We start from the raw sequence: 26296 nt of genomic DNA on the forward strand, positions 1-26296 counted from the left end.
CGCTCAGGCGATCTCGTAGCGGAAGTCGGCCGGTGCGGGCCGTTCATTGCCGATCATCATGATCAGCAGCGGCGCCTCGCCCGTCCCGTCGAGGCCGAGCTCCTCGATGTAGGAGATGTTGTCGAAGCCGAGCGCGACCCCGCAGCCGAGATCCACGGCGGAGGCGGCGGTGTAGACGGACTGGGCGACCGCCCCGATCGTGGCGTTGACCAGGCGGTATCCCCGGTCACCGACCGCGTCCAGGACGGCGGTGGTCCGGACGGTCGGGACGAGCACGGCCCCGGCCTGCTCCAGGTTGTAGTTGGCCAGGAAGTAGTTCCGCTGGAGGAACTCCCCCGGCCGCCCCTCCTTCACCCGCCGCAGGCTCCGCCGCTCGGGGTCGTACGCGTACGACCCCGGTTCCAGCCCTTCCACATGGCTGACGAACGCGTACAGCTGGGCGAGCCGCACCTCACCGGTGTCCCCGCCGAGCCGCGATCCGGCGACCGCCGCCGCCAGGCAGGCCGCCAACTGCGGGCGCGTGACCGGCTGCTGGGCGTCGAACCGGCCGAAGCTGGAGCGGCGGTCGCGCAGGGCGGTGCGTACGTCGGTCTCCAGCGGGCGGGCCGGGGGCAGTTCGACCTCCGTCGCCGCCGGGGCGACGGGGTGCGCGGCGGCCGGGGCCAGCGCCCCGGGGGCGGGCCGGGCGGTGGCGTCGGCGGAGGTGGCGGCCTGCATGCGGAGCAGGGCGTCGAAGGTGAGGACCGTACGTGAGCGCTCGACGTCCCTGCGGCGGACGGAGACGGGTGCGCCACCTCCGTACGATCTCCCCTCCCCACCCGCCCACTTCAGCGGGACGACCGCGAAGACGCCCTCCTCCTGCGGGTCGGCGCCGAGCAGGGCCGCGAGCCGCTGCTCGTCGAACCAGAGCGCGGGCTCGACGGCCAGGCCCCGGGCGGCCGCCCACATCCGCCAGGTCTGGAGGCAGGCGCCGAGGTCCATGGAGACGGCGTGGAAGGAGAAGCTGTTGTACTTGAAGGAGTTCTGCCAGAACTTGATCGAGAGCACCAGGTACTGATCGGTCGCCGGGCCCGGCGCGCCCTCCCCGAGCGCGGCGCGCACCTCGCCGGACACATCGCCGGTGAGCAACCGCTGCATGGCGTGGTGACGGGTGGAATAGTAGTGCACGCCTGGCGGTACGGGGCCGCTCGGCCCGGAGACCCAGTGGACGCCGACCGGGTACAGCCCGCCTCCGGAGGCCGAGCCGCGCGACCAGTTGGCCAGCGGGTAGAAGGGCAGAGCGCTGAGGTCGGTGTTGGCCTGGACGCCCAGGCGGCGGCCGGTGAGCCCGTAGGAGTCCCGGAGCATGCCGGAGAGGGTGGTGAGGTCGAACTCGCCGTCCCCGGGCGCCCCTTCGGCGCACAGACCCCGGTCGAGCGTGGCGTCGGCGGGGTAGGGGGCGTCGGGCAGCGGGAAGCTGTCGGCGCCCGGGTAGAACTTGGCCTTACGGGGGCCGTCCTGCCAGTTCGGTACGTAGTCGGCGGGGTCCATCGGGACCCGGCCGCGGTGCATGATCGCGTCGGCGTATTCATGGGCGTATCCCATGGCGGGCTCCTTGGTCACGGCAGGAGGGGCGGAGGAGGGAACGGTCATGGGAACGGTCATGGGAATAGTCATGGGAACGGGTGCGGGGCCGGGTTGAGGTCGGCGTCGGTGAGGTCCGCCGTACGCAGCCCCGCCTCACGCAGCGCGGTGCGCAGCCGGGGCATGCGCAGGGCCCGCTGCCGGCTCCAGCCGAAGTCGATCGGCAGCAGGCCGGGCACGAGGACGCTCACGGTGGTCAGCCCCAGGGCGCGCTGCTCGGGCATGGTCTGGTCGACCACGACCACGTCGAACCCGGCGCCCGTGACGGCGTCCACGCACCGCTGAAGGTCCTCGCGCAGGTCGTCGGAGACGGGGAGGACGGGCCGGGCGCCGGGCCCGTCCCCGTACAACTCATGGAAAGAGGAAGCTGGTTGGCGGGCGGCCCCCGGCGCACCGAGCAGGAAGTCCGCGTGGTCGCCCATCTCCGGGATGCCGTACGCCAGCGGGTGGTCATGGAGCGCCGCCACCTGGTCGAAGTCGTCCGCCATCGCCCGCAGCCGCTCCTCGTCCCGCTCGGTGCGGCCCTGGAGGTTGACGGCGTCGGTGGCGATCTCGCAGAGCGCCCCGGCGAGCGCTGCCTCCGGGTCGAGTCCGGCGCCGGCGCCGAAGCACATCCGGCCGAGGCCGCCGTCGGGGCGGACGGCGACCCCGGTGACGACGGGGATCGGGAAGGAGATCCGGGTGTCGAAGAACCGGGCCTCGTACCCGTACATCTCCAGCCGGTCCACCATCTGCCGGGTGGCCGGGCGGCGGCTGGTGCGCGGGTCGATCTCGGGCAGCGCGGCCCGCCCGTACCAGGTGAGCAGGAACGCGTCCCGTTCCACCACCTCCATCAGCCCGAAGTAGACGGCCTCCTCCAACGCCCCGCCCGACGCACAGCCGTTGGAGCTCTCCTGCACGAACCGGTTCTCCAGGCCGGGCGCGTGGTAGTACGTGAGCACCTCCGGCACCAGAACCGTCCGCTCGTCCCGCAGCGACCAGCCCCGCACCCACGGGATCTCGCGGTCCGAAGTGAACGGCAGGACACGGGGGTTGGCGGTATGGAAGGCGTCCGAATAGAGCCCGACGGTCCGGGGGTCGACCGCCGCCCGGCCCTCCGCCCGGAGTCCGTCCAGGCTGGCGTGGACCTGGGCGCGCTTGGCCCGCGACCGCATACCCGCGTACCGCTCAAGCCCTTCCAGCACCCCGATCCGCACGCTCTCGGCGAAGGTGTCGGCGTGGCCGCCCCAGAACGTCTCGCGGAGGTAGGGGCCCGAGCGCATCGAGAAGCAGCCGATGGTCGCGGAGGTGGAGGTGGACGAGACGTCCTGGACGACGGAGGGGCCGAGGGAGCCGCAGACCGGGTTGGCGTACGGCTCGACGGGGAGTTCGTACGAGCCGATGTCCCGCACCCGGAAGCTGCCCGGCCGCAGCTTGGGCGCGGGCTTCAGGGTGATCGTGGCGGCCGCGTCGGTGTCGGGCTCGGGGGTGGCGCAGACCGGGCACTCGGGGTCCGGGACGAGCGGATAGTGGCGTACGGCCAGGGTCTGGAGGTCGACCAGGTGGACGGCGGGGAAGGACCCGGTCGCCGGTCCGCCGCCGTCCAGCCGGGCGGCGATGAGCCCGGCGAGCGTCTCCGCCGCGAAGGGCGTGACGTACGGGGACGGGCCCGCCGCCCGGGTACCGTCACCGAGCTCCAGCGCCTCGCGCAGCGCCACCGAGCGTACGGCCTGCCAGCGGCGCTCCAGGCAGCGGGCGCAGGGGGGTCGGCGGTGATCGCTCCCGGCCGCCGGGAAGGGGCCGACGACGGCGTGGCGGCCGTAGTAGCGGACGGGGACGGCGGGGGCAGATGACCTCTCCTCGGACCTGAACGCGTCCCGTACGCCGAGGGGTTGGACGTCTACGGGCGCGGTGGTCGCCACCTCCTTGCGGTGCCGGGCCAGCCCTGCCGTCAGCAGCTCCGTGAGCAGGTAGGTGGAGTCCGCCAAGACGTCCGTTCGGGTCTCAACGGGCATCAGGGCCGCCCTCGCCGTCCACCGTCAGCAGCACGCGGGCCGTGGCGATGGAGCCCGACGGCAGGTCCGCCGGGGTCGTCGCCACATACAGGGCGTCGCGCCCGGCGGACCGCAGCCGCTCCAGCACGGCGCCGAACGTCGCCTCCGGCCCGTCCACCGCCACGGCCTCCCCGCCCACCGCGATCGCCGCCGGGGCCAGGTCCCCCAGCAGCGGGTCGCCGAGGTCGACCGCCGCACCCGGGTCCTCGGCGGCGAGCTGGACCTGGCCGAGCAGGTCACGCAGGGCGGAGGCGGTCGCGGTACGCCGGGAGAGCCCGGCGCCGACCGCCCAATGGCCCTGCGCCATAGGTTCGTTCGCTTCCCTGGCCAGGACCACGTAGGCCGAGGTCCGGTCCGCCTCCCCCAGGTCCAGCAGCTCCACCGCGATGTCCAGGTTGGCGGCGGACTTCAGCAGGAACACCAGCTCCGGGTCGATCCCGTCGCCCCTGCCGCCCGCTTCGGCCCCGCCGCCCCTGCCGCCCGCTTCACCCGCTTCACCCGCTTCGGCCGCGACCGGGCTCACCCGGGTGGTGCCCCGCACCGCCCGTACCAGCGCGTCGTGCGCCAGCGCCGACAGCAGCCCGAGCCCCGCCGCCTCCGCCGCACTGCCGCCCGCCCCGGAACCGGCCCGGCTCGCCAGGTGCGCCCGGTCGCGGTTGTGCGGGCCGAACGGGCGCAGGGCCGCCGCCGGAACGCGTACGGGCTCCTTGGTGATCAGGGAGGTGGCGGCGGCCCAGAGCGTGGGCTCGGCACCGGTGCCGCCACCGGTGGTGAGGGCGGCGGGCCGCAGGGCGCGTACCGGGCCTTCCGGTTCGGCGTCCGCGAGGGGTACCACGTGCTCCACGTACGCCTCCGCCGCCGCGTACAGCGCCCGCATCCGCGCCCCCGCCAGATGGTGCACGTCGAACGCGGCGATCCGGCGCCGCACCCCGCCGCCGAGCGCCACCTCCACCCGGCTGAGCTTCAGCGGGGTCTGGGTCAGCTCCTCGTCGTCGTACCGGCGGAAGATCCCGGTGTACGGGCGCACCAGCGCCGTACTGACCCGGTTCAGCTCCTCCACCAGCGCCTCCGCGTCCCGGGCCGTCCCCACGGTCGGGGTCACGGGCAGCGTGAGGGTGTCCGGGAGCGCGGGGGCGGGCTCCCGCGCGTCGAGGGCGGCGCAGCGGGCGCACCGGGGATGGGGCTGGACCGGTTCGGCCATGACATCGAGCGATTCCAGGTCCTGGACGAGGACCTGGCCGTCCGTCTCGGCGGGCAGGGCGCCGGTGGTGAGGCGGAAGATCTCGTAGCCGACGAGGTTGCCGACCATCGCCGCGACCGGGCCGGACAGGGCGTCGGCGGAGGCCGGTACGGCTCCCGCCGCCTCGCTCCACAGCGCCTCGGCGGCCCCCGCGTCGACGTTGCCGCCGAGGCGCAGCAGGGCGCAGGACCAGCAGCCGGTGGAGGCGGCGGTGGAGAGCGGGCCGACGATCAGCCGGCGGCCGAACAGCCAGGCGGGGATGAGCGTCACGCCCTCGGGGACCCCGGCGGCCAGCAGCGCGTGCGTGCGCGCCCCGGCTCCGGCGCCGGTGACCACGACGACGTCGTACCCCGCCAGCTCCGCCCAGCCCGCGCCCGTACCGGCCCCGACCGTCTCGATCTCGGCCCCGGCCCCGGCGGCCTCGGCGCTGACGTCGTCGTGAGGGGAGGTCGTCCCGATCCGGGCGCAGCCGTTACGGAGGAGGCTCAGCGTGCACCAGCGGGCGGTCTCGTCGTCGCCGAGGACGGCGACCCGGGTGGTGCGGTAGCGGGCGAAGCGGGCGGGGGCGTCGTCGGTGTAGTGGTCGACGTAGGCGATCTGGGCGGCGAAGCGCTCGGCGATCTCCGGGCACAACCCGTCGTCCCCGGCGGTGTCCGTGCCCGCCTCCGCGCCCGCCTCCGGGATGTCGCGGGCGAAGCCGCGCGCGTACAGCGTCTTGACGAGTTCGGCGGCCATCGCCCGCTGGGCCGGTCCGAACCCGGCGCACAGCTCGTCCAGCCGGTGGTGTCCGGTGAGATGGGGGACGACGAGGGAGGCGAAGCGGTAGGCGGTGCGGCCGGTGAGGTGGAAGCCGCCGTCGGCGTTGTGGAAGAGCACTCCGCCGGGGGTCTCGGTGAACAGGACGTCCCGGCGGATGCGCGGGCGGGTCCCGGCGAGCGCGTCGAAGGACCCGGTCCCGTTTCCGGTGGGCACGGTGGCGGTGGGTGCGGGGACGGCGGGGACGGACCCGGTGGGTGCGGGGACGGCGGGGGCGGCGCTCTCGGCCATGGGGATCACACCTTCTCTGTGCGGCGGTCGCGGATCCGGACGGTTCTTCGGAGGTGGGCGCGGAGCAGGTCATGGATGCGGTACGGGCCCGGCGGCCCGTCCTCCAGGAACCCGGCGTCGGCGAGCTGTTCCAGGACGTCCTCGGGGACGGGCGGGTGGTTCCTCGTGCCGTCCGGAACCTCGTCCACGACGTCGGCCTCGGCCCCGGCCTCGGCCTCGCGCAGGAGTTCCGGTGGGCCGGCGCCGATACGGAGGAACGTCTCCGACAGCCGGGGGTCGAGGCGGCCGAGCGCGCGGTCGAAGAGGCCGCTCACCGAGTGGTCCGGGGAGTCGGTCAGGGTGAGCCGGGCCAGCGGGTCGTCGCCCAGCCAGTCGACGGCGTCGCCGAGCCGCAGCCCGGGGCGGGTCAGCAGGCGGGCGGTGAGGATGCGCAGGGCGGCCGGGAAGTGGCCGCAGAGCGCGGCGAGTTGCCGGGCGGCGAGGGGTTCGGCCTCCACCCGTTCCGTACCGAGGGCGGCGAGCAGCAGCGCGTACGACTCCGTCTCCGTGAAGGCGGTGAGCCGGTGCACCCAGCCGCCGTGGGTGGCGATGAGGCCGCCGAGCCCCATCCGGCTGGTGACGACGACGGCGAGGTCGTGGCGTTCGCCGAGCAGCGGGCGGACCTGGTCGGCGTCGACCACGTCGTCCAGGACCAGCAGGGCCCGCTCACCCGCCCGTCCGGGACCCAGCGCGGCGGCCACCTCGGCGGCGGCCTCGTCCGCCGTACGGGGGTGGCCGTCCGCCCGGGTCATCCGGACGAGCAGCCGGCCGGCCGGGAAGCTGTCCCGCACGAGGTGGGCGACGTGCTGGGCGAGGGCGGACTTGCCGATGCCGGGGGCGCCGGACACCAGGACGGTGAGGGGCCGTTGGCCGTCGGCGTCCGGGGGCGGCGGTGCGGTGAGGCGGGCGGCCATGGCGGCGGCCTCCGCCGCACGGCCGGTGAAGTGGGGGACGGCGGGGAAAGCGGGACCGGCTCCGGGGAAAGCGGGACCGGCTCCGGGGGCGGCGGCCGGGAGGGGGACGGCGGCACCCTGGATGACCCGCGAGGCGGCCCCCGGGTCGGAGGCGGAGACGAGGGCGGGCGCGGGTTCTACGGCAGCCCGCACTGCTCCACCGCCCCCCAGATCCTCACCGCGCAGGATGGACAGCTCCAGCTTCCGTAAGGACGGCGAGGGGTCCACGCCCAGCTCGTCCAGCAGGAAGCTCTTGACCCTGCGGTACTCGGCGAGGGCCTGGGACTGGCGCCCGGTGCGGTAGAGGGCCTCGATGAGCTGCTCGTGGAACCGTTCGTGCCCCGGATATACGCGCGTAGCGGTCCACAGGTCGACCAGCGCCTCGCCGCAGCGCCCGAGCCCCAGCAGCAGGTCGCAGACCCGCTCGACCGCGCGGAGCCGCTCCTCGGAGAGCCGGGGCACCTCGTCCCGGTGCAGGACGTCGGACCGTACGTTGGCGAGCAGGGAGCCCTGCCAGAGCGAGAGGGCGTCCTTGAGCGTGTAGAGCTCCGCCTCCGGATCACCGGCGAGGGCCGAGGCCCGGCGCACCTGGTCACGGAAGCCGAGGAGGTCCAGGGTGGGGGGTCCGGCGGTGATCCGGTAGCCGCCGGGGACCGCTTCGATGGACGTGCCGGTGACCCCGTGCTTGGTGAAGAGCCGCCGCAGCCGCAGGACGCAGGTCTGGAGGGCGGCCCTGGCGGTGGCGGGCTGGTCCTCACCCCACACCGCCCGCTGCAAGTACTCCGCAGAGACAGTGGAGTTGGCGTGCAGGAGGAGCGCGGCGAGCAGGATGACGGGCTTGGAGGGCTGGAGGACGACGACGTCCGGGCCGTCCGCGAGGGCCAGCGGACCCAGGAGCTGGAAGCGCATCACGATCGCCGCCGCCTCGCCCTAGTCCCAGCCGTTGACCAGCTTGCACACCCGGACGGGCACGGATTCCGGCGGCAGGTGGCCGATGACCCCCGCCAGCTCCGTACAGACCAGCCGGGTGACGTGCTCGGGAACACCGGCCGACCCGGTGTGCGTCGCGGGGGCGGCCGGGGCGGTCCGCTGGGGGGCGGCGGCCGCCGCGGGGCCGGCCAGCAGGGTGGCGGCGGCGAGGGCGATCCCGGTGGCGAGGGCGGCGGCAGCGGTGCGGGGTGAGCGGCGCGGCTTCGGGTGGGGCGAAGTCCTGTACACGTTGTCCCCTTTCGGCGGTGGGGGTCCATGCCGGGGTGTCCCGGTTCCATGCCGGGGTGTCCCGGTTTCCCGGGGGTGTCCCGGCAGGGACGACGATGCCAGCGCGGATGGGGGACGCAGAGGTGCAGTCGTGTCAGCTTGCTGCACACGGCGGTGGCCGCCCGTGCAACAAGCTGTCAGGGCCCGCCGTGACCGGCGGGCCCGGTCGGGGAAACGGGCGGAGCAGAGGCCGGAAACGGGTTCGGCCCCGGGGCGTTTGGAGGAACGCCCCGGGACCTGCCGGTCATCCTACGGTGAACTCCGGCTGCTCAGAGGTTCGTTGAGACGCCTGCCGGGTGGAGTGAGCGGGAGAGGTGGGGCCTCAGCCGTCCGTCGCGATGGCGTTGAGGACGTTCATCCGGCCGGCCCGGAAGGCCGGGACGAGGGCGGCGAACAGTCCGACCAGCGCCGAGCAGGCGAAGACCGTGAGGATCGTCGGCCACGGGATCTCCAGGACCTCGAGTCCCTCCAGGGCCAGCAGCTTCTGCGCCGCCGTTCCCCAGCCCATCCCCAGGCCCAGTCCGAGCAGCGCGCCGAAGAGGGCGATGACCACGGACTCCAGACGGATCATGCGGCGGAGCTGGCGGCGGGAGAGGCCGATGGCCCGCATCAGGCCGATCTCCCGGGTCCGTTCGACCACGGAGAGGGCGAGGGTGTTCACCACACCGAGCACCGCGACGATGATCGCGAGGGCGAGCAGGCCGTAGACGATGTTCAGCAACTGCCCGATCTGGTTCTTCAGGTCCTCCTTGAAGTCGGCCTGGTTCTGCACCTTGTAGACCGGGTACCCGGCGAGCGCGCTCTTGAGGGCCGCGTACGCCTCCTTCTCCTTGCCCTCCTCGGCCTGGCCGAACATCGCCACGTTCTGCGGCATCCGGTCGGCGGCGATGAAGGAGGTCGCCGTGGTGATGTTGGTGTACATCGCGCCGCGGTCGATGTTGGTGTCGTCGGAGGTGATGGCGGCGACCTTCAGCTTCGCGCTCTCCCCCGTCCTGAGCGCGATGGTGAGGGTGTCGCCGACCTTGACCCCGTGCTTCTCGGCGTAGTCCTCGCCGACGGACATGGCGTTCTTCTCGTAGGCCTTCGCCAGGTCGCCGGAGAGGGCGGTGCGGCGGACGTCCTGCTGGTAGGTCGGGTCGGTGGCGGTGATGCCCTCGTCGACCGTCCTGCCGTTCGGGGCGGTGATCTTCGCCTTGATGTACGTGTAGTCCGTCAGGTGCTCCAGGCCGGGCACGGCGCGCAGGGCCTCGGCGGCCTGCGGCACGATCGGGCGGCCCGTACCGCTGTCCTGGACGATGAAGTCCGCGCCGACCGACTTGTCGAGCTCCTCGGTGGCCGAGGCCACCATGGAGGACCCGACGACGGAGAGGCAGGCCACCAGGGCGAGCCCGATCATCAGGGCCGCGCCGGTCGCTCCCGTACGCCGGGGGTTGCGCAGCGCGTTGCGCTCGGCCAGCCGGCCGACCGGGCCGAAGAGCCGCAGCACGACCACGCTGAGGGCCCGGACGACGACACCGGCCAGCAGCGGGCCGATCACGATGAAGCCGATCAGGGTCAGCAGCACACCGACGGCGAGGAGACCCGAGCCCTCGGTGGCCTTGTCGGCCTGCGTCGTCGCCCACAGGGCGGCGCCGCCGGCTCCGGTGAGGACCAGGCCGATCCCGGCCCTGACCCAGCCGGACCTGCCGTCGGCCGGGGTCCCGGCGTCGCGGAGGGCGGCCATCGGGGAGACCTTGCCGGCCCGCCGGGCCGGGATGTACGCGGCGAGGACGGTGACGACGACACCGAGCACCAGGCCGATGACGGGGGTCGTCCAGGCGACGGTGAGGTCCCTGGTGGACAGCTCCATGCCGACGGCGCCCATCAGCTTCATCAGCCCGACGGCGAGTCCGATGCCGGCGGCGACACCGAGGACGGAGCCGACGATGCCGAGGAGGACCGCCTCCAGCAGCACAGACCGGTTGACCTGCTTGCGGCTGGAGCCGATGGCCCGCATCAGGCCGATCTCGCGGGTGCGCTGGGCGACCAGCATCGAGAAGGTGTTGACGATGAGGAAGATGCCGACGAGGAAGGCGATCCCGGCGAAGCCGAGCATCGCGTACTTCATGACGTCCAGGAAAGCGCCCATGGAGTCCTTGTTGGCGTCGGCGGCCTCCTGCTGCGTCTGGAGCTTGTACGCGGCGGAGCCGTCGAGGGCCGCGGCCACGTTCTTCTTGAGCTGGGTGTCGCTGACGCCGCTCTCGGCGGTCACCAGGACCTGGGTGAAGACGTCAGGGGCGCCCAGCAGGTGCTTCTGGGCGGTGGCGGTGTCGAGGTAGACGATGGCCGCGCCCGGGTTGGTGACGGTGAAGGACGCGATACCGCTGATCTTCGCCTTGAGGTCACCGGTGACGGCTATGGTGCGCAGCTCGTCGCCGATCTTGAGCTGGTGCTTCTTCGCGGTGTCGCCGTCGACCATCACCTCGGTGGGGCCCCGGGGTGCGTGTCCGGAGGTGATCTCCATGGAACGCAGGTCGTTGTCGGTCCAGTTGCTCGCGATGGTAGGGGCGCCGGTCTCGGAGCCCATGTTCTTGTTCTCGCTGTCGACGACCGTGACCGCCATGGAGAAGGCGGAGCCCTCCGCCTTCTCCACCCCCTCGGCCTTCCCGACCTGCTGGACGAGCGAGGCGGGCAGGGAGGCGGGCTTGCCGTTGTCGGGCTGCTCGTCGTTCTCCCCGGCGCCCTTCGGGCTGACCGTGACGTCCGGGGAGGACACGGTGAAGAGCTTGTCGAAGGTGGTGTTCATCGTGTCGGTGAAGACGAGCGTGCCGCAGACGAACGCCACGGAGAGCAGCACCGCCACCGCGGAGAGGGCCATCCGGCCCTTGTGCGCGAAGAAGTTGCGCATCGAGGTCTTCCAGACAGTCATGACGTCCGCCCACGTGCGTCGAAGTGCTTCATGCGGTCGAGGACCTGGTCGGCGGTCGGGTCGTACATCTCGTCGACGATGGAGCCGTCGGCGAGGTAGAGCACCCGGTCCGCGTAGGAGGCGGCGACGGGGTCGTGGGTGACCATGACGATGGTCTGGCCCAGCTCGTCGACCGACTTGCGGAGGAAGGAGAGGACTTCGGCCCCGGCCCGGGAGTCCAGGTTCCCCGTCGGCTCGTCACCGAAGATGATCTCCGGCCGGGCGGCGAGCGCCCGGGCGACCGCGACGCGCTGCTGCTGACCGCCGGAGAGCTGGGTGGGACGGTGCTTGAGGCGCTCGGCGAGCCCGACGGTCTCCACGACCTGCTGGAGCCAGCCGGCATCGGGCTTGCGGCCCGCGATGTCCATCGGCAGCGTGATGTTCTCCAGCGCGTTGAGCGTCGGGAGCAGGTTGAACGCCTGGAAGATGAAGCCGATCCGGTCGCGCCGGAGCTGGGTGAGCTTCTTGTCCTTGAGCTGGGTGATCTCGGTCTCGTCCAGGAAGATCTCGCCTGACGTCACCGTGTCGAGACCGGCCAGGCAGTGCATCAGCGTCGACTTGCCGGAGCCGGACGGGCCCATGATCGCCGTGAACTGCCCGCGGGCGATGTCCACGTCGACATGGTCGAGCGCGACGACGCGGGTCTCCCCGCTGCCGTAGGCCTTGACGACTTGCCGCGCTCGCGCCGCGACGGCCGTACGCCCTCCAGTGCCCCCGTGCCTGGGAATGGTTACAGCCGTTGTCACGGTATATCTCCTATGTCAGTTGATCATGGGACCTAGCAGGTCGCCGAGTGCGTCGCAGTTCGTCGAGTACGTCGTCGGGCGTCGAGTACGTCCTCGGTCGTCGAGTACGTTCCCAGTCTGAGTTCAGCAAGCTGTCCGGCGCGATGGTGCCCAGCGCAGTCTTGAGGTGGGGTTTTCCCCACCCTCCCCCCTGCTGCGGGCCGCAGGTGCGACGTAAGAACAGGTTAAGGAAACGCCCGCGCCCTCCACGTCCTCCGCCGGGAGGAAGGGGCCCTGGCCACTATGAGGGGGTGCCCCCTAGGGGGAGTCGTCCTCCGGGGGGAGGCGGTGTCAGGGTCCTCCTCCGGGAACCGGGACCGGAGTCCGGGCGTCCACCGAGGGCGAGATCACCGGCGCACCGAAGGGCCCAGGACATGACCGCCACAGCCACCCGCTACCTCCACCTCGTCCGGCACGGCGAGGCGACCCCGGACGAGAGCGGACTGACGGAGAACGGGCGCCGCCAGGCCACCCTGCTCGGCCGGCGCCTCCAGGGCATCCCCTTCGCGGCGATCCACCACGGCCCGCTGCCGAGGGCGGCGGAGACCGCGCGCCTGATCGGCGACGAGCTGGACGGCGTACCGCTGCACCCCTCGTCACTCGCCGGCGACTACGTCCCCCACGTCCCGCACCGGGACGAATTCCCGCCGGAGTCAGCCGACCTCTTCCTCCGCTTCCTCGAAGGAGCCGGTGAGGAGGAGCGGGAGCACGGCCCCGCCCTGGCCCGCCGGGCACTGGAGCGGTTCACCGGCCCGGTCGACGGCGAGGAGGACCGGCACGAACTGGTCGTCACCCACAACTTCCTGGTCGCCTGGTTGGTACGGGACGCCATGTACGCCCCCGAGTGGCGCTGGCTCGGCCTCAACCACGCCAACGCGGCCCTGACGGTCATCCGCTACCCGCCCGACCGCCCCGCCTCCGTCCTCCTGACCAACGACATGCGCCACCTTCCCGCCGACCTGCGCTGGACCGGATTCCCGCCCGAACAGCGCCTCTGACCCCGCCACTTCGGCCGGCCCGCCCCCACGCCGCCGCCCGGGATGAGACAGTGCCCCGGGAGATACGTGCATAGGGAAGGAAACCCGGTGAGCGGCACGGAGGCCAGGGACGGTACGGGCGGTACAGGCAGTACGGGCGGTATCGACACCGGCAGCGGTGCGGGCGGTACCGAGGCCGGCAGCGGCACGGGCGGTGCGGGCGGTAAGGGTGGTGCGGGGGGCACCGAGGCCGGCAGCGGCGCCGGCGGCGGCACGGACGGCGAGCGCGGTACGTACGGAACGGCCGAGCCGGGCGCCCCCGCCGCCCTCACCACCCGCCGGGGCCGCCGCCCCGTCGTCGCGGCCCTCATGCTCGGCATGGCGCTGGTCGCCATCGACGGCACCATCGTCTCCACCGCCGTACCGCAGATCGTCGGCGACCTCGGCGGCTTCACCGTCTTCTCCTGGCTCTTCTCCGGCTACCTGCTCGCCGTCACCGTCACGCTCCCGGTGTACGGCAAGCTCTCCGACACCTTCGGCCGCAAGCCGGTCCTGATCGCCGGGATCGCCCTCTTCCTGGTCGGCTCGCTGCTCTGCGCCGCCGCCTGGAACATGGGCGCGCTCATCGCGTTCCGTATCGTCCAGGGCCTCGGCGGCGGCGCTCTCCAGGGCACCGTCCAGACCATCGCCGCCGACCTCTACCCCCTGAAGGAACGCCCGCGCATCCAGGCCAAGTTGTCCACCGTCTGGGCCGCCTCGGCGGTCGCGGGACCCGTGGTCGGCGGGCTGCTCGCCGGGTACGCCGACTGGCGGTGGATCTTCCTCATCAACCTCCCGGTCGGCGCGATCGCCCTCTGGCTCGTCGTCCGCCACCTCCACGAACCCGCACGCCCCCGGCCGAAGACCCGTCCCCGTATCGACTGGGCGGGCGCGCTGGCCGTCTTCGCGACCGGTGTCCTTCTCCTCACCGCGCTCGTCCAGGGCGGGGTCGCCTGGCCCTGGCTCTCGGCGCCCTCGCTCGGCCTGTTCGCGGCGAGCGCGGCGCTGGCGGCCCTGACCGTCGTCATCGAGCGGCGGGCGGCCGAACCGATCATCCCCGGCTGGGTCTGGCGCCGCCGCACCATCGCCTCGGTCAACCTGGCGCTCGGCGCGATGGGGCTGCTGATGGTCGCGCCGACCGTCTTCCTCCCGACGTACGCGCAGTCGGTCCTGGGCCTCGGCCCGATCGCGGCCGGGTTCGTGCTCTCCGTCATGACCCTGAGCTGGCCCGTCTCGGCGGCCCTCGCCGACCGGGTCTACAACCGCATCGGCTTCCGGCTCACCGCCATCATCGGCATGAGCGCCACCCTGCTGGTCCTACTGGCCTTCCCGCTGCTCCCCTACCCGGGTGAGCCCTGGCAGCCCGCCCTGATCATGCTGCTGCTCGGCGCGGCCCTCGGCCTCTTCCAACTCCCGCTGATCGTGGGCGTGCAGTCGACGGTGGGATGGGCGGAGCGCGGTACGACGACGGCGTCCGTCCTCTTCTGCCGCCAGGTCGGCCAGAGCATCGGCGCGGCCGTCTTCGGGGCGGTGGCGAACAGCGTGCTGGCCGCTCGCCTCCTCGACGCCCCCGTACCCGGCCTCCCCGACGACCTGGACGCGGTCGCCCGCACGCTGGAGGACCCCGGCGCGCTCTCGGCGGCGGCCACGGACCACCTGCGCCGGGCGGTGGACGCGGCGGTGGACCACGTCTACATCGGCGCGGCCGGAGCGGCGGCCCTGGCCCTGCTCGCCCTCGTCGTCCTCGCCCCGCGCCGCTTCCCGGTCATCACCGAGGCGGTCAGCACCGAGGCGGTCAGCACGGAGCCGGTCAGCACGGAGCCGGTCACCACCGAGAGGAACGGCACCGAGACGGACGGCAAGCAGGACACGGACACCTCAGCCTGAGCCCTGGCGGGTGAAGCCTGAGCGCGGGCGGGTGATCAGGGGTCCGCGATGTCGAGGGTGACCTCCGACAGCGGGCACCCCCCGCACGCCAGCACGTACCCGTCGGCCTTCTGCCGCTCCGTGAGGCAGTTCGGCTCGCTCTGGGCGACCTCGCCGACCTTCAGCCGCACCATGCAGTCGCCGCAGTTCCCCACAGTGCAGGAGTACGGCATCGGCAGCCCGGCGGCCAGGCCCGCGTCCAGGAGCGTCTGGCCCGGCTCCACGACCGCCGTGCCGACGGGCTCGCCGTCCCTCTCGACCGTCATCCGCTGCGGCACGGAGGTCCCGGCCCCGATCCCGGTCCCGGCCCCGGTCTCCGTACCGCTGGTGTAGCGCTCGTGGTGGACCTGTCCGTCCGACACCCCGAGCCCGGTGAGGACCTCCCGGACGAGGGCCGTCAGCGGGGCCGGCCCGCAGACGTAGTAGTGGGCGTCCCGGGCCGGAGGCGCACCGGTGACCCAACGGCGTACCCGGTCCGCGTCGAGTCGCCCGTCGCGGCGGGACAGGACGTGGGTGACCGAGAGCCGGTCGGGGTGGTCCTTCGCGAGCCGCGCCAACTCCTCCCCGTAGATGGCCTCTTCCGCGCTGGAACTGCTGTAGAGCAACGCCATACGGTCGCGCGCCGAGCGGTCGGAGAGCCGGGTGCGGATCATGCTCATGATGGGCGTCACCCCACTGCCCGCCGCGACGAGCACGATCTCGTCCGGCGGCTGCGGCTCCGCGTGGAAGTGGCCTGACGGGCCGCGCACCGCGATACGGTCACCGGTCCGGAGGCTCTGATGGACGTGGGCGGAGAACCGGCCGCCCGCGATGTGCTTGACGGTGACTTCCAGTCGGGCCGATCCGGGCACCGAGGAGGCCGAGTAGGCCCGCCGCACCGGGCGGCCGTCGATGTCGGCGACGAGGGTGAAGAACTGGCCCGGCCGGAAGTCGAACGTACCCGGTTCCCGCCCCCAGTCCTCCAGGACCAGGGTGACCGCGCTCAGCGTCTCCCGGCGCACCTCTGCGATCCGCACCTCCCGCAGGTCCTGCCGCTCCCCGCGCTCCTCCTCCGCCTTCTCCTCCCGGCCGCCGTCGACGGCCCTGCGGTACGGGAGAAGGCGCCGCCACCCGCTCCTGCCGGGCGGGAGGGCGTCGTACCCCTCCTTGCGCAGCCCGGAACTGTAGGCGCGGTCGACCACCAGGCGCAGCAACCGGGGCAGGCCCGGCACCGCCATGAGCACCTTCAGCAGGAGAGCGGGTGAACCGCCCTCCTCCTCGGCCGAGTTGGCGGCGAGATGCTTCCCCGCCAGGGCCATCAGGTCGGGCGCCGCACCCTGGTCGAGGTGGCCCCCGGGGGACCACAGCCGCGAGCGCGCCACGGCGTCGTTGCCGGTGAGCTCCGCGTACTCGACCTCGATCAGCAGCGCCGCGTGCGGGGGCGTCCCGCGCAGCGCCATCGTCTCCAGCAGCGCGGGATCGTCGGTGATCGCACCCCGGCCCCGGACGTGCAGCACGCCGGCGCGTCCCGGTACGAGCGCGGCGAGGGAGAGCCGGTCGTCCTGCACCAGGTTGCGCAGCGTATCGGCGCGCTTGTTGCCCCTCCGGTCCGGCAGGAGGAGCGTCCGGCCGTCGAGAACCCGCAGCGCCGCCCCCTGGTCTCCGCGCGGGCTCGTGTCGGCGCCACCGGAGGCGTCCCAGGTGGACAGGGCGAGGAACGGCGCCGCCGCCAGGAACTCGGCGACCCCGGGTTCCCCGAGCGGGCCGGGCCGGCCGACCGGGGCGGCCCCGCCGACCGGGCCGGACCCGTCAACCAGGGCGGGCGGCTGCCACAGTCGGGACCGCAGAACGGCCTGCGCACAGTGCACGAACGCCTCCGCGACCTCGACGGTCACCTCGGCCCCCTTCCGGGTGGCCACCGAGCCGTTGACCCGCAGGATCTCCCCGACGCCCGGCAGGAGGAAGAAGAACGAGACCGGGCCGTGCGGGTCGCCGGGCTCGGACAGGACGAACGAGATCCGCGTGGGCGAATGGACCCGGGCGAAGCCGGGCGCCCCGCCGACGAAGGTGGTCCTGCTGGTGCCGTCGGGGGCCCGGTAGCCGAAGGCCGCGACGGGGGACCGGGCCAGGACGGTCCGGCAGCCCTCATCGAGAGCCTTGATCTGTTTGAGCATGATCATCGACGGTGGTCGGCCGACGGTCCGCTCGACCTCGTCCACCGTCGTCAGCCGGTGCGTACCACCCGGCCGGTCCGTCTTCTCCACGGCAACTCCCTCTCCGCCCAGCTCGCAGCCCGGATCTCCCTCCAGCCCACAGCCCGGATCTCCCTCCGGCCCACAGACCGGGTCTCCTCCGGCCCACAGACCGGATCTCCTCCGGGTACCGGACCGGATCTCCCTCCGGTCCCGGACCGGCTCCCGTGCCTGCCCGCCGGGTCCGGCCGGCCGAACCAACCGTCCGACCGCCCGGCCATCCGACGCCCCCGCTCTCACCCCGGGCTGGACCGCCCCAGCCGCCAGTAGCCGACGAACGTGACGTCCCGCTTGGGCACACCGCGCTCGTTGACCAGATACCGCCGCACCGACGTGGCCAGCCGGGACTCCCCCGCGACCCACGTGGAGAAGCGGCCGGACGGCAGCGCCGCGTCACGCACCCCGGCCACAACCAGGGCACCGGGCCGCAGCGCCGCGTCATCGCGGGCGTACCAGTGGATACGGACGCCCACGGGCGTCTCGACGGGCCGGATGTCGGCCGAGGACGCCACCTCCAGATGAACCTCGCTCGGTGGCGGGGCAGTTGATTCGTCTGCTCCGTCAAGGATCGACAGGATGGCGGGCAGCGCGGTCTCGTCGCCGACCAGCAGCTGCCCCTCCGCATGCTCCGGCGGGCGGTACGTGGTGCCGATGTCGAAGATCCCCGCCGGATCGCCCGGCTCCACCCGGCGCACCCAGGACGACAGAGGCGCGTCGCCGTGCAGGGCGAACTCGATGTCGATCTCGCCCTGCTCCGGCCGCGCCCGCCGGATCGTCAGATTGCGGACCCAGGGGCGGACGGACTTCGGCAGCAGCATCAGCTGGGCGATCCACGCCTCGTTCGAGACGGTCGGCATCCGCAGCCCCGGCTGCCCTTCCCGGGGGAAGAACAGCCGGACCGCCTGGTCGCCGCCCGCGATCAGCAGATCCCGTACGGCGGGGCCGCCGAGGGTGACGCTCGCGAAACCCGGGCTGAGGAGCTCGCGGCCGAGCACCTCCAGCGTGATCATCGTGCGTGACTCGGGGAGGTGCACCTTGGGGATCAAGGCGCGTCACCCGTGCCGGAAAGAGTGCTTTCTTCGCAGGTCATGGCACTATTGTGAGTAATAGCTCAGCTCTTTGGCTACTCGCATTTCGCGCGCCGCAGGAGGCCCCTCATGCCATCGGCCGACCGTCGTCTCCAACCACGTCGCAAGCCCCGCCAGGTGCGCGCCGAGCTCACCCGCGAGCGCATCCTCGACGCCGCTGCTCACGTTTTCGCGGAGTACGGATACGCCGCCGGCACCACCAACCGGATCGCCGAACACGCCCGTATCTCCATCGGGTCCCTGTACCAGTACTTCCCGAACAAGGACTCCGTCCTGGCCGAGCTGCTGGTGCGGCACATCGACCGCAGCGCGTGGACGCAGGCCGATCAGCTCGACCTGTCCCCGGGGAGCCTGCGGACGATGGCGCGGGCACTGGTGCGCGACGCGATCGACAACCACCGGGACGATCCGCAGCTCCTGCGGATCATGATCGAGGAGGCGTCGTTCTCGCAGGAGCTGCTCGACACGATCGACCGGCACGGGAAGCAGCGGGTGAGCCAGGTGCGTGACCTTCTCGCCCGGCATCCGGACGTCCACGTACGGGACTTGGACACCGCGGCCGAACTGATCCTGTTCACGGTCGAGATGAACACCCACAAGCACATGGCCGACCCGCGGTCCATCCCGGAGGAGGCGCTGGAGAACGAACTGACGGACCTGGTGACGCGCTACCTGGGCGGCGACCGGTAGCCGTCACGGCCCCGGCCCTCCCCAGGGGACGGCGAGCGGGTCACCCCTGGCCCTGCCCGACGCTGCCCATCGGCCCGATCTCCACCGAGGGCTCCGGGCTGTCGGTGACCGGGAGCGAGGGCTTACCCGGCCACTTGAGGGTCACGGACTTCTTCTCGTCCGGGGGCGTGACCACGAGGCCCTTGATCTTGACCCCGGAACCACCGGACTCGTTCTTCTTGTAGAAGATGCCGAAGTAGGTGGGCTCACCGCTCTTCAGCACCGTCCCGTCGTCCGTCTGGTCCCTGCGCGTCGCGGGTATCGCACCCTCGCTCGACAGCAGGTTCACCCCCGCGAACCCCTTGATGGAGCACGCGCGACCAGACTTGTTCATCAGCTCGACGGCGACGGTCTCGGTGTCGTCACCGCTGATGGTCGCGGCGGTCGCCGTGATCTTGAGATCGTCCGTGTGGCACCGCTCCGGCGTCGTCCCGGTGCCACCGGACTCCTGGCCCGCCGAGCCCTGGTCCGGCGTCTCCTCGGGCGTTCCCGCCCCGCTGGACTCGCCTTCCGGCTGCTCGGAGGGAGCGGATTCCGTCTGCTCCTCGGCAGGAGTGGAACTGGGTGAAGAAGACGAGGTGTTGCCCGCGTCCGTCGTGCTGTCCTCACCCCCGCACGCGGACAGCGTGAGACCCGCGACGACGGCTGCGGCAGTGACGGCGATCCGGCTCGTTCGCATGAATGCGCTCCTCGAAGGTCGTGGGAGTCCCGCCAACCGTTCACCCCTGTGCGGCGGTATCGGGTGGTCAGGCCCTCCGCGGTTCAACCGCGCCTGCCCCCCGCCGCGTTCCCGAAACCGCTTACCTCCCGGGTCCCGCGCCCCCCTCCCGTCACCGGGCCGCACCGGAGACGCCATCTCCGCCCACCCGGTCTTCCCGATCGGATGACGCGGCGTCCTCTCCGCACGCACACCGGTCTGCACTTTCTCTCCATATACACGAGTCATCCAGCGTTTACACGACTCAGCCGCCTCGTACGGCGGTCAGCAAAATCAAGGCAGATTGACCGAAAAGAAAGCCCTCGAACGAGTCAACGCCGCACACATATCGCGTTTTCAGCCGAATACTCGGGCGAGTGTGCCATCCCTCGCGCGCCCACCGCCACGACGGCCGGACGGCGCTTTCCCTTACCTTTCCGTCTTCGCCGCAGGGACTACCACTCACAGCGCAACGGACGGGCAACGGCGCACAGTTCACGACATTCTTGTACTGCCATAGGACTATGCCGCTCGGCAGATCATTCAGTGCATCAGGATGGCTACGATGAGGCCTCTGCCTGCCGGACAGGGGCCTTCCCGTCTCGCCTTTCCTCCGCCCGCCCTTGTGGTAGGCCTCCGAGGCGGCCCCACACCTTCTGCTCGGCATGAACTGAGGGACCCGCATCAATGCCCAAACCCGAACCCCCCACACAGCGGCGACCGATGAAGGCTCCGACGGCCGTGACAGCCCCGGTCTGGGCCCTGCTGGCGCTGAGCGCCGCAGCCGGAGCCGTGGCCGTGGTGCTGGCACCGCAGGGCACACGCGGCTGGGCCGTGGCCGTCGCCGGCGCCGCCTGGCTGGTGGTGGCCATCACGCTCGTCACCGCTCGCAGACTGGTCGTCAGGGCGCAGCGCACGGCGACGGAGCGGACCATCGAGGCCGACCGGCTGAAGGCGTCGACAGCAGCCCTCGAAGCGGACGCGGCCCACACGTCCGACGTGGCACTGCCCGCCGTGATCAGGCTGGTGCGCGGCGGCTGGAACACCGCCGCCGCACTCGAACAGGTGCCCCCGCCGCGCAGCCCTCGCCACCGCAAGCTGCTGCACATCGCCGCGGCCACCGTCGAGGAGCAGGGGCAGCAGGCCGCCTCGCTCCAGGCGGGCAACGCCCAGCTGCATGAGGAGCTGGGGGCGGAGATCGCCCGGCTCCGCGACGAGCTGGAGGTGATGACCGCCGAGGTGCAGCGGTTCACCAGGGAGACGCTTCCGTCGGTGACCGTCCGGCTCCGCGCCGGAGAGTCCGGCGCCTCGGTGCGAGCCGAGACCGTGCTGCCCGAGCACCCGCTGCTGAGGACGTCGGCCGAGTCGGTGGTCCGGGAGCTCGCACTCAGCGAGCGTCGTGCCCTGGCCGCCCAGACCGCCTCGGCCAAGGCTCTCAGCCGCGTCCAGGCGAAGGCCGTGAGCATGCTGGCCGATCTGCGCACCATGCAGGAACGTCACGGCGAGGAGGTCTTCGGCGACCTGCTGAAGCTGGACCACACCACCTCCCAGCTCGGCCTCATGACGGACCGGCTGGCCCTGCTGATGGGCGGACGGCCCAGCCGCGCCTGGAACAGGCCGATCGTCATGGAGAGCATCCTGCGCGGCGCGGTCGGACGCATCGCGGCCTACCAGCGCGTACGGCTGCACTGCTCGTCCACCGCCGCCATCTCCGGCTTCGCCGCCGAGGGCGTCATGCACCTGCTCGCCGAACTGATGGACAACGCCGCCAATTTCTCGCCCCCCATCGACGAGGTCCACGTCTACGTCGAGGAACGCGGCACGGGCATCGTCGTCACCATCGAGGACAGCGGCCTGAAGATGGCCGACGCCGCCATGCGCCGGGCCGCGGACTCCGTCTCCGGACGGCTGACCGACCTCGCCTCGCTCCAGGGCACCCGGCTCGGCCTGGCCGTCGTGGGACAGCTCGCGCTCAAGCACCGGATCAGCGTCAACTACCGCCCGTCCTCCCGGGGCGGAACGGGCGTGGTGATCCTGCTGCCCCGCCAGCTCGTCGCCCAGGAGAACCGCGACACCCAACAGGCTCCGGGCCTGCCCACCGCCCCGAGCCGCCCCGGGGCCACGGCCGCCGCGGCCGCGCCCCCGCCCGGCACCTCGGTGACACCCCCCACCGGTACGCCCGTACGGGCCGTCCCCGCACCCACCACACCCCCCGACCTCACCCCCGTACCCCTCGCAGCCCCGGCACCGGCCCCCCTCACGCCCCCGGCACCCGACCACGCGCCGGCCCGGTACGAACTGCCGGGCCGGCCCCCGGAGCCCGTACGGGAGACGGTCCGCCCGCCCGTACCGGAACCGACAGCTCCGCCGGTCCGGCCCGCAGCCCTGTCCACCCCCAACGGCCTGCCCGTACGCACCCCGGGCCGGACCATGGGAGAGGCCGAGCGGGAACACGGGCGGCACCGGGGCGGCACCGCGGGCCGGGCCCCGGTGGACGGCGGCGCACCCAGGAAGTCCCCGCCGCGCAGCGCGTCCCAGCAGTTCGGGGCCTTCCAGCGCGGACGCCGGCCCCAGGAGAACCCCGGAGATCCGGACAGCCAGGCCACGCCGCCCCCCGGCACCCCCTAGCCCGGCACGCCCATCCCCCCGGTGCCCGGCGCATCGGAGCCCCTCGCTCGAACCTTCCGAGATTGGAGGTACGGGCCGTACAGCCGGCCTCCTGGCCGCACGGTCCCGCCACACATCATGCAGACCACAGACACCAGCCTCACCTGGCTCCTGCAGAGGCTGCTGGAGCAGACCCCCGGAACGCGCCACGCCCTGGCCCTGTCGCGGGACGGACTGAAACTCTGCTGGACCGAACACCTCACCCTCGACCAGGCCGACCAACTGGCCGCCATCTGCTCGGGCATGCAGGCACTGGCCCAGGGGGCGTCCATCGAGTTCGGGGACAGCACCGGGGGCGTCCGGCACTCCATGACCGAGTTCCACGGCGGCCTGCTCTTCATCGTGGAAGCGGGCGAGGGCGCCCACCTGGCCGTGGTCGCCTCGGAGGAGGCCGACCCGAGTGCGGTGGGCCACCACATGACGCAGATGGTCGAGCAGATCGGCGACCATCTGCGCGCGGCACCACGCGGCGGGGCCCCGGGGAGCCGGTCATGACCCTCCGGCCCGTCGACACCGGTCCCCCCGACCGGCTCTACACGGTCACCGGCGGACGCAGCCGGTCCGAGGACTCCTTCGACCTGGTGACCCTCGTCGTCAGCGAGTCCCGGCCCACCACGGGCATGCAGTCGGAACACGCCCGCATCCTCGAACTGTGCCGGCACCCCACGGCCGTCGTCGAGGTCGCGGCCGAACTCTCCCTCCCCGTCACCGTGGTGCGCATCCTCCTCGACGACCTGCACACGGCCGGCCGCATCACCGCCCGCCACCCCCGCGCCGCGAACTCCCCCGCCGCGCTAGCCGACTCCGATCTGCTGATGGAGGTGCTCCATGGACTCCGTAGGCTTTGACCTGCCCGCCCAGCGCACGCCCCTGGCCGACGCCGCGGAGACCGGTCTGAAAATAGTCGTCGTCGGGGGCTTCGGCGTCGGCAAGACCACCCTCGTCCACTCGGTGAGCGAGATCCGCCCGCTGAACACCGAGGAGGTCATGACCCAGGCGGGCGTCGGGGTCGACGAGACGAGCGGTGTCGACGGCAAGACGACCACCACGGTGGCGTTCGACTTCGGCCGCATCAGCCTCAACGAGCGCATGGTGCTCTACCTCTTCGGCGCCCCGGGCCAGAAGCGCTTCTGGTTCCTGTGGGACCGCCTGTTCTCCGGCACCCTGGGGGCTGTGGTCCTGGTGGACACCCGCAGGATGGACGACTCCTGGTACGCGATCGACCGGCTGGAACACCACGGAACCCCGTTCGTGGTCGCGGTCAACCGGTTCGACCACGACACCACGTACTCCCTCGACGAGATCCGCCAGGCCCTGGCCCTGCCCCCGCACGTCCCCATGGTCGACTGCGACGCACGGGTCCGGACCTCCAGCAAGAACGTGCTGATCACCCTCGTCGACCATCTGCGCACGATGGCCCTCGCCCGGGAGGCGACCCCATGAGTACCTCCAGCCCCGCCTTCGGTCCCCCCGCCGCCCCCGGCTGCCCGGCCGGCCGGGGGGCGGTACGGCTGTCCGGGAACTCCTACCAGCAGACACCCACCGAGCTGTACCGCTCCCTGCGGTCGGAGCACGGCGCGGTGGCCCCGGTGCTCCTGGACGCGGACATCCCCGCCTGGCTGGTGCTCGGCTACGCGGAGCTGTCCTACGTCACCGAGCACGACGAGATCTTCGCCCGCGACTCCCGCCGCTGGAACCAGTGGGAGAACATCCCCGCCGACTGGCCGCTGCTCCCGTACGTCGGATACCAGCCCTCGGTGCTCTTCACCGAGGGCGACGAGCACCGGCGCAGAGCCGGGGTGATCACCGAGGCGCTGGAGTCCGTGGACCAGTTCGAACTGGCCCGCGACTGCGCCGCCATCGCCGACCAGCTCATCACGGCCTTCGCCGGAAGCGGCCGCACCGAGCTGATGAGCAGCTTCGTCCACGCACTGCCGATGCGGGCCGTGGTCCAACTGTGCGGCATGCCCCTGACGGGGGACGACACCCAGTCGCTCGTCGACGACCTGCGCATCTCCCTGGACGCGAACGAGGGGGAGGACCCGGTCGCCGCCTACGGGCGCGTGGGCGACCGGCTCCGCCGGCTGGTCCAGGAGAGGCGTACGGCCCCGGGCCCCGACGTCACGTCCCGGCTGGTCACCCACCCGGAGGGACTGACGGACGAGCAGATCGTCCAGGACCTCATCTCGGTGATCGCCGCCGCCCAGCAGCCCACGGCCAACTGGATCTGCAACACACTGCGGCTGCTGCTGACGGACGAACGGTTCGCGCTGAACGTCTCCGGCGGCCGGCTCAGTGTCGGCGAGGCACTCAACGAGGTGCTGTGGCTGGACACCCCGACCCAGAACTTCATCGGCCGTTGGGCCGTACGGGACGTCCAGCTCGGCGGGCGGCACATCCGGGCCGGCGACTGCCTCGTCCTCGGGATCGCCGCGGCCAACACCGACCCGGAGATCTGGCCGGAGTCGTACGTCGGAGCCGAGAACGCCGCGCACCTGTCCTTCAGCAGCGGCGAGCACCGCTGCCCCTACCCCGCGCCTCTGCTGGCGGACGTGATGGCCCGTACGGCGGTGGAGACGCTGCTGGAACGGCTGCCCGACCTGATGCTCGCGGTGGACCCGGCGGAGCTCCACTGGCGCCCCTCGGTCTGGATGCGGGGACTGTCGGAACTACCGGTCGTCTTCAGCCCGGTGACGCGGTAGGTGAGGCGGTGAGGGCGTGGGCGGCCGGAGTACGCGCTCCGGCCGCCCACGCTCCTCCCGGTCAGCCGGAGACCGGGGTGAACCGGATCGGCAGGCTCTGCGGCCCCCGGGTGAAGACACCGCGCTCGACCGGGTCGAAGCCCTCGGCCAGCCGGAGATCGGGCATGGCGTCCAGCAACTGGCCGACCCCGGTCTCCACCTCCGCCTTGGCCAGCAGCGCACCGACACAGAAGTGGCGGCCCAGCGCGAAGGCCAGATGGTCGGCAGCAGCCGAGAAGGCGTTCGTGGCAGCCAGGTCATCCCGGAAGATGTCGAAGGAGTCGGGGTCCCGGTAGCGCTTCTCGTCACGGTTGGCCGCGCCGATGAGACAGGTGACCGTGGCGCCCGCCGGGACCGTGCCGCCGCTGAGCGCGACCTCCGTGGTCGACTGCCGCATGATCATGTGGACGGGCGGTGTGTAGCGCAGGGTCTCCGCGAAGGCCCGGGGGATCAGCTCGCGGTCCGCCCGAACCGCCTCCAACTGCTCCGGGTGCAGCAGCAGGTTGGTGAAGATGGCCGCGATGGCCTTGTCGGTGGTCTCGCCCCCGGCCGCCAGCAGCAGACTGCAGAACGCCTTGATGTCCTCGTCGCTCATCCGCACCCCGTCGACCTCCGCGGTGCACAGGACCGACAGCAGGTCGTCCCCCGGCGCCGCGCGCCGCTCGCGGATGACCGGCAGCATGTACTCGGCGAACTCGACCCGCGTACGCTCGCCCGCCCGCACCACTTCCTGGTCGCCCGAGAGATTGCCGAGAAAGGCGATGACCGCCGTGTACCAGCCGTGAAAACGGTCGTAGTCGGACTTGTCGAGACCCAGCATGTCCGCGATGACGTTGACCGGGAAGCGGCTGGCGTAGTCGGTGACCAGGTCGACGGATCCGGTGGCACGGAATGTGTCGATCAGCTCGCGCGAATTGCGCTCGATGACCGGTAAGAATTTGTCCCGCAGGTCGCTGCCCCGGAAGGCGGGGGCGACCAGGGCCCGGCGCACGGCGTGCTCCCGCCCGCTGAGCTGGAGAATCGTCCGGCCGTGCACCGGCTCGATCTGCCAGTCGTAGTTCTCCGTACTGAATTCGCCTTTTTTGTCCTTGAAGATCCTCTCGACGTCCTCATAACGCGAGACGACGTAACTTCCGGTGGCCTCGTGCCAGCTGAGCGGATCCCCGTCACGCATCTGCCGATACGCCCCGTACGGGTCCCTCTCGAACTCTGGTGACAGAATGTCCGGTATTCGGGCGGACATGAACACTCCCTTGTGCGGCGAACGTGCGCGGAGA

At 72.3% G+C, this 26296-nt stretch carries 19 protein-coding genes; 8 read left to right on the forward strand and 11 right to left on the reverse strand.

Annotated features, from left to right (window positions below; genetic code table 11):
• Positions 1–3: 3 nt before the first annotated feature.
• From ACFWRT_RS20815 to ACFWRT_RS20845, 7 genes are all read right to left on the reverse strand, one after another.
• Positions 4–1584 carry a nitroreductase family protein gene (locus ACFWRT_RS20815; RefSeq protein WP_380952985.1) on the reverse strand — a complete coding sequence of 527 codons (1581 nt, stop codon included), beginning with the start codon at positions 1582–1584 and terminating at the stop codon, positions 4–6.
• Positions 1585–1652: 68 nt separating this feature from the next.
• Complete coding sequence (locus ACFWRT_RS20820; protein WP_380952984.1) at positions 1653–3617, reverse strand: TOMM precursor leader peptide-binding protein; 1965 nt, start codon at positions 3615–3617, stop codon at positions 1653–1655.
• Positions 3607–5943 (reverse strand): TOMM precursor leader peptide-binding protein, encoded by a 2337-nt coding sequence (locus ACFWRT_RS20825; protein WP_380952983.1) that lies wholly within the window; start codon positions 5941–5943, stop codon positions 3607–3609. The genes ACFWRT_RS20820 and ACFWRT_RS20825 overlap by 11 nt, the downstream gene beginning before the upstream one ends.
• A 5-nt stretch (positions 5944–5948) precedes the next feature.
• Positions 5949–7844: an AfsR/SARP family transcriptional regulator gene (locus ACFWRT_RS20830; protein WP_380952982.1), complete on the reverse strand. Its 1896-nt coding sequence runs from the start codon at positions 7842–7844 to the stop codon at positions 5949–5951.
• Positions 7845–7865: 21 nt separating this feature from the next.
• Positions 7866–8153 carry a hypothetical protein gene (locus ACFWRT_RS20835; protein ID WP_380952981.1) on the reverse strand — a complete coding sequence of 96 codons (288 nt, stop codon included), beginning with the start codon at positions 8151–8153 and terminating at the stop codon, positions 7866–7868.
• Between the two features lie 361 nt (positions 8154–8514).
• The gene (locus ACFWRT_RS20840) at positions 8515–11100 is read right to left on the reverse strand and encodes an ABC transporter permease (protein ID WP_380952980.1); all 2586 of its coding nucleotides are present in this window, start codon (positions 11098–11100) and stop codon (positions 8515–8517) included.
• Positions 11097–11885, reverse strand: coding sequence for an ABC transporter ATP-binding protein (locus ACFWRT_RS20845; protein ID WP_380952979.1), 789 nt, complete (start codon positions 11883–11885; stop codon positions 11097–11099). The genes ACFWRT_RS20840 and ACFWRT_RS20845 overlap by 4 nt, the downstream gene beginning before the upstream one ends.
• A gap of 413 nt (positions 11886–12298) precedes the next feature.
• Between ACFWRT_RS20845 and ACFWRT_RS20850 the strand changes: the two genes are divergently transcribed.
• Both ACFWRT_RS20850 and ACFWRT_RS20855 read left to right on the forward strand, forming a co-directional pair.
• Positions 12299–12922 carry a histidine phosphatase family protein gene (locus ACFWRT_RS20850; RefSeq protein ID WP_380952978.1) on the forward strand — a complete coding sequence of 208 codons (624 nt, stop codon included), beginning with the start codon at positions 12299–12301 and terminating at the stop codon, positions 12920–12922.
• Positions 12923–13009: 87 nt separating this feature from the next.
• Positions 13010–14827, forward strand: coding sequence for an MFS transporter (locus ACFWRT_RS20855; RefSeq protein ID WP_463288373.1), 1818 nt, complete (start codon positions 13010–13012; stop codon positions 14825–14827).
• Positions 14828–14862: 35 nt separating this feature from the next.
• On the opposite strand, the gene ACFWRT_RS20860 is transcribed toward ACFWRT_RS20855, so the two are convergent.
• Both ACFWRT_RS20860 and ACFWRT_RS20865 read right to left on the reverse strand, forming a co-directional pair.
• The gene (locus ACFWRT_RS20860) at positions 14863–17109 is read right to left on the reverse strand and encodes a 2Fe-2S iron-sulfur cluster-binding protein (RefSeq protein ID WP_380952977.1); all 2247 of its coding nucleotides are present in this window, start codon (positions 17107–17109) and stop codon (positions 14863–14865) included.
• Positions 17110–17333: 224 nt separating this feature from the next.
• Entirely contained in the window at positions 17334–18107 is a 774-nt protein-coding gene (locus ACFWRT_RS20865) for a siderophore-interacting protein (RefSeq protein WP_380953017.1), read from the reverse strand.
• Positions 18108–18254: 147 nt separating this feature from the next.
• Here ACFWRT_RS20865 and ACFWRT_RS20870 point away from each other — a divergent pair, with 147 nt between their 5' ends.
• Positions 18255–18875: a TetR/AcrR family transcriptional regulator gene (locus ACFWRT_RS20870; RefSeq protein WP_161266159.1), complete on the forward strand. Its 621-nt coding sequence runs from the start codon at positions 18255–18257 to the stop codon at positions 18873–18875.
• A 40-nt stretch (positions 18876–18915) separates the two neighbouring features.
• Here the strand turns inward: ACFWRT_RS20870 and ACFWRT_RS20875 are convergent, their stop codons facing one another.
• Positions 18916–19593: a DUF4232 domain-containing protein gene (locus ACFWRT_RS20875; RefSeq protein WP_380952976.1), complete on the reverse strand. Its 678-nt coding sequence runs from the start codon at positions 19591–19593 to the stop codon at positions 18916–18918.
• A 741-nt stretch (positions 19594–20334) separates the two neighbouring features.
• Here ACFWRT_RS20875 and ACFWRT_RS20880 point away from each other — a divergent pair.
• From ACFWRT_RS20880 to ACFWRT_RS20900, 5 genes are all read left to right on the forward strand, one after another.
• A complete protein-coding gene (locus tag ACFWRT_RS20880; protein ID WP_380952975.1) occupies positions 20335–22239 on the forward strand; it encodes an ATP-binding protein in 1905 nt (634 codons plus the stop codon).
• A 117-nt stretch (positions 22240–22356) separates the two neighbouring features.
• Positions 22357–22773, forward strand: a complete 417-nt coding sequence (locus ACFWRT_RS20885) for a roadblock/LC7 domain-containing protein (protein ID WP_031124219.1) — start codon at positions 22357–22359, stop codon at positions 22771–22773.
• Complete coding sequence (locus ACFWRT_RS20890) at positions 22770–23126, forward strand: DUF742 domain-containing protein (protein ID WP_355080796.1); 357 nt, start codon at positions 22770–22772, stop codon at positions 23124–23126. Before ACFWRT_RS20885 ends, ACFWRT_RS20890 begins: the two co-directional genes overlap by 4 nt.
• Complete coding sequence (locus ACFWRT_RS20895) at positions 23107–23721, forward strand: GTP-binding protein (protein ID WP_355117966.1); 615 nt, start codon at positions 23107–23109, stop codon at positions 23719–23721. Before ACFWRT_RS20890 ends, ACFWRT_RS20895 begins: the two co-directional genes overlap by 20 nt.
• Positions 23718–24980 carry a cytochrome P450 gene (locus tag ACFWRT_RS20900; protein ID WP_380952974.1) on the forward strand — a complete coding sequence of 421 codons (1263 nt, stop codon included), beginning with the start codon at positions 23718–23720 and terminating at the stop codon, positions 24978–24980. The genes ACFWRT_RS20895 and ACFWRT_RS20900 overlap by 4 nt, the downstream gene beginning before the upstream one ends.
• A gap of 61 nt (positions 24981–25041) precedes the next feature.
• On the opposite strand, the gene ACFWRT_RS20905 is transcribed toward ACFWRT_RS20900, so the two are convergent.
• On the reverse strand, positions 25042–26193 hold the full coding sequence (locus tag ACFWRT_RS20905; protein ID WP_380953016.1) for a cytochrome P450: 1152 nt from the start codon (positions 26191–26193) through the stop codon (positions 25042–25044).
• Positions 26194–26296: the final 103 nt, after the last annotated feature.

This window comes from Streptomyces cyaneofuscatus, assembly GCF_042718795.1.
In the GTDB taxonomy this organism is placed as follows: domain Bacteria; phylum Actinomycetota; class Actinomycetes; order Streptomycetales; family Streptomycetaceae; genus Streptomyces; species Streptomyces cyaneofuscatus_A.

Excerpts from the sequence above, each read along its gene's own strand:
- ACFWRT_RS20885 (WP_031124219.1), top strand. The coding sequence starts at position 22,357 with ATGCAGACCACAGACACCAGCCTCACCTGGCTCCTGCAGAGGCTGCTG.
- ACFWRT_RS20825 (WP_380952983.1), bottom strand. The coding sequence starts at position 5,943 with ATGGCCGAGAGCGCCGCCCCCGCCGTCCCCGCACCCACCGGGTCCGTC.
- ACFWRT_RS20830 (WP_380952982.1), bottom strand. The coding sequence starts at position 7,844 with ATGCGCTTCCAGCTCCTGGGTCCGCTGGCCCTCGCGGACGGCCCGGAC.
- ACFWRT_RS20870 (WP_161266159.1), top strand. The coding sequence starts at position 18,255 with ATGCCATCGGCCGACCGTCGTCTCCAACCACGTCGCAAGCCCCGCCAG.
- ACFWRT_RS20880 (WP_380952975.1), top strand. The coding sequence starts at position 20,335 with ATGAAGGCTCCGACGGCCGTGACAGCCCCGGTCTGGGCCCTGCTGGCG.
- ACFWRT_RS20865 (WP_380953017.1), bottom strand. The coding sequence starts at position 18,107 with ATGATCACGCTGGAGGTGCTCGGCCGCGAGCTCCTCAGCCCGGGTTTC.
- ACFWRT_RS20815 (WP_380952985.1), bottom strand. The coding sequence starts at position 1,584 with ATGGGATACGCCCATGAATACGCCGACGCGATCATGCACCGCGGCCGG.
- ACFWRT_RS20905 (WP_380953016.1), bottom strand. The coding sequence starts at position 26,193 with ATGCGTGACGGGGATCCGCTCAGCTGGCACGAGGCCACCGGAAGTTAC.
- ACFWRT_RS20820 (WP_380952984.1), bottom strand. The coding sequence starts at position 3,617 with ATGCCCGTTGAGACCCGAACGGACGTCTTGGCGGACTCCACCTACCTG.
- ACFWRT_RS20875 (WP_380952976.1), bottom strand. The coding sequence starts at position 19,593 with ATGCGAACGAGCCGGATCGCCGTCACTGCCGCAGCCGTCGTCGCGGGT.
- ACFWRT_RS20900 (WP_380952974.1), top strand. The coding sequence starts at position 23,718 with ATGAGTACCTCCAGCCCCGCCTTCGGTCCCCCCGCCGCCCCCGGCTGC.
- ACFWRT_RS20850 (WP_380952978.1), top strand. The coding sequence starts at position 12,299 with ATGACCGCCACAGCCACCCGCTACCTCCACCTCGTCCGGCACGGCGAG.
- ACFWRT_RS20895 (WP_355117966.1), top strand. The coding sequence starts at position 23,107 with ATGGACTCCGTAGGCTTTGACCTGCCCGCCCAGCGCACGCCCCTGGCC.
- ACFWRT_RS20840 (WP_380952980.1), bottom strand. The coding sequence starts at position 11,100 with ATGACTGTCTGGAAGACCTCGATGCGCAACTTCTTCGCGCACAAGGGC.
- ACFWRT_RS20890 (WP_355080796.1), top strand. The coding sequence starts at position 22,770 with ATGACCCTCCGGCCCGTCGACACCGGTCCCCCCGACCGGCTCTACACG.